This is a genomic window from Rhodococcus sp. (in: high G+C Gram-positive bacteria) (assembly GCF_049299235.1).
GTDB lineage: Bacteria > Actinomycetota > Actinomycetes > Mycobacteriales > Mycobacteriaceae > Rhodococcus.
In genome coordinates this window covers 1-2,790 of record NZ_JBAQXC010000210.1, presented here as the reverse complement: position 1 = coordinate 2,790, position 2,790 = coordinate 1, and the positions used below count along the sequence as shown (strand labels likewise).

General features: G+C 69.7%; 3 protein-coding genes. All 3 read right to left on the bottom strand.

The annotated features are described in order from the left end of the window. Positions 1 to 1,508: cobyrinate a,c-diamide synthase (locus WAX14_RS12305; protein WP_422628341.1), on the bottom strand; the 1,508-nt coding region annotated here is incomplete at its 3' end. Between the two features lie 35 nt (positions 1,509 to 1,543). Beyond that, entirely contained in the window at positions 1,544 to 2,158 is a 615-nt protein-coding gene (gene cobO, locus WAX14_RS12300) for a cob(I)yrinic acid a,c-diamide adenosyltransferase (RefSeq protein ID WP_422628340.1), read from the bottom strand. Then, on the bottom strand, positions 2,158 to 2,790 hold a 633-nt coding region (locus WAX14_RS12295; RefSeq protein ID WP_422628339.1), incomplete at its 5' end, for a vWA domain-containing protein. The genes cobO and WAX14_RS12295, both read right to left, overlap by 1 nt.

The following is a 2,790-nucleotide window of genomic DNA, read 5'->3' as shown; positions in this document are numbered from 1 at the left end:
GGGTAGCGCGCCACGTCGTCGAGCGCGGCATGTAGGGCGTCGTGGAGCCAGGGCGGTCGCGGCCGGCACGACACGTTCACCGCGAGATCCACCAGGCCGGGGGTCGCCTCGCGGTCTCCGTGATGATGCAGATCCGGTGCCGATGCGCGCGGCCGGGGCGGCGGTGCCGGAACGGGTGCCGCGCGACGGACCGCGTCGACGAATCGGTCGCGCATCGCCGGATGCCCTGCCCAGTGCGTGTGCAGGTACGACGCGTGCAGGGTCGCGGTCGCGTGACCGTCCGGCCTCCCGTCGAGCAGCCACCCCGGGTTTGGTCCGGGATCGACTGTGGTTCGGTGGAATTCGTGTCCGGTGACCCGTGTGCCCGCGACTGCGAGAAGGTTGTCTTCCGGTGCGATCGCGGTGCGGTAACCGAGGGTCAGACGCGGCGTCATCCGGCCGGAGGCGCCGAGCGTCCCGACCATGTCGGCGCCGTCGACGTCGCGGCACAGATACAGCAGGCCGGCGCATTCGGCCACCGTGGGGACTCCGGCTGCGATCGCGTTCCGCAGATGGTCGCGCAGCGGGGTGTTCGCGGACAGGTCCGCGGCGTGCACCTCGGGGAACCCGCCACCGAGGTAGATCCCGGCCGTGTCGTCGGGAAGCCGCTCGTCGCGCAGCGGGTCGAACACGACGGTCCGGCATCCTGCCGCGCGCAACATCTCCTCGGTTTCGGTGTAGCGGAAGGTGAACGCCCGGCCCCCGGCGATGGCGACGACCGGACCACCGGAATCGGCCGCGCGGCCCGGCGGCGACCACGGTGCCGCCGGCAGGTCCGGGGCGCTCTGCGCGATCCGCACGATGTCCGCGAGGTCGACGTGCGCGGCGATCTGCGCGGCCAGTCGGTCGAGTTGCCCTGCGGCCCCGGCGCGTTCCTGAGCCGGAACCAGACCCAGGTGCCGGGACGGTGCGCTGATCCCGTCGTCGCGTTGCAGAACTCCCAACACCGGGATACCGGTCGGTTCGAGCGCTGCGGTCACCTCGTCGGAATGCCGCGGGGAGCCCGCCTTGTTGAGGATCACCCCGGCGATGCGGACACCGCGATCGTAGGACGCCATGCCGTGCACGACCGCGGCGATCGACCGCGACGCGTGGGAGATGTCGACGACGAGCACGATCGGTGCCCGCAGCAGGGTGGCGACGTGGGCGGTGGATGCGAATCCTTCGGTGCCGAGCATCCCGTCGTACAGACCCATGACACCCTCGACGACCGCCAGGTCGGCGCCGGTGGATCCGTGCGCGAACAGCGGCGCGATCAGTTCGGTGCCGACCAGATGCGGATCGAGGTTGCGGCCGGGACGGCCGGTGGCCAGGGCGTGATAGCCGGGATCGATGTAGTCCGGTCCGACCTTGTGGCCGGACACGCTGTGCCCCGCTGCACCGAGTGCCGCCATGAGACCCGAAGCGACGGTGGTCTTTCCGTGTCCGGATGCGGGGGCGGCGATCACCAGCCGTGGAATGCCTACCATGCCGTGCCTACCATGCCGTGCCTACCATGCCGTGCCTACCATTCGATGCCCTTCTGGCCCTTCTGGCCGGCATCCATCGGGTGCTTGATCTTGGTCATCTCGGTGACCAGGTCGGCGGCCTCGACGAGTTTCGGATCGGCGCGACGACCGGTGATCATCACGTGCTGATTCCCGGTGCGATGCACGAGGGTGTCGACGACCTCGTCGATGTCCACCCAACCCCAGTTGATCGGATACGTGAACTCGTCGAGGACGTACAAGCCGTGCTGTTCGTCCGCGAGGCGCCGCTGGATTTCCCGCCACCCGGCGAGCGCATCCGCGGCATGGTCCTCCTCGGTGCCGTCCTTGCGTGACCAGGACCAGCCCGACCCCATCTTGTGCCACTCGATCGCGCCACCGGTGCCGCGTTCGTCGTGCAGGGCTCCGAGCGTCTCGAAGGCAGTCTGCTCGCCGAGGCGCCACTTCGCGGACTTCACGAACTGGAACACCGCGACCGACCAGCCCTGATTCCAGCCGCGCAAGGCCAGGCCGAACGCGGCGGTCGACTTTCCTTTGCCGTCACCGGTGTTGACCATGAGCAGCGGCCGGTTGCGGCGCTGCCGGGTGGTGAGACCGTCCTGCGGCACCACGGTCGGTTGTCCCTGAGGCATCAGGCGGCCCTTCCTCGTACGGCGGAGGTGATGGCATCGGCGTGCACGTCCCCGACCGGGACGTACTCGGCGCCGAGGCGTTCGGCGAGCCGGCGTGCGAGCCCCATCCGGAACCGCCCGGTCTCGGAGTCCAGGACCACCGAGGCGATACCCCGGCCGGCAATGGTGTCGGCGATCGCCAGCGACCGGTTCACCGCGTCGTCACCGGACGTGGCGCGACCGTCGGTGACGACGACGAGCAGTGCCCGCCGATCGGGGTCACGCAACTGGTGCCGCCGGATGGTTTCGGCGGCCTCCGACAGTCCTTCGGCGAGGGGTGTGCGGCCACCCGCGGGAAGTTCCCGCAGCCGGGCTGCGGCGACATCGACGGAGTTCGTCGGTGGCAGCAGCACGTGCCCGCGGTCGCCACGGAAGGTGACCAGCCCGACCGTGTCCCGTCGGTGGTACGCGTCGAGCAGCAGTGACAGGATCGCGGTCTTCACCTGTGTCATGCGTGTTCGGGCGGCCATCGACCCGGATGCGTCGACGCACAGCAGCACCAGGTTGGATTCCTTACCCTCGATCACCTTCCGCCGCAGCTCCCACCCGTGTGCCTTTGTGGCTGTTACCGGGTGCACAAATGCACCCGGGTG

Coding starts and splice junctions, on each gene's coding strand:
- cobO (WP_422628340.1), bottom strand. CDS start 2,158: ATGCCTCAGGGACAACCGACCGTGGTGCCGCAGGACGGTCTCACCACC.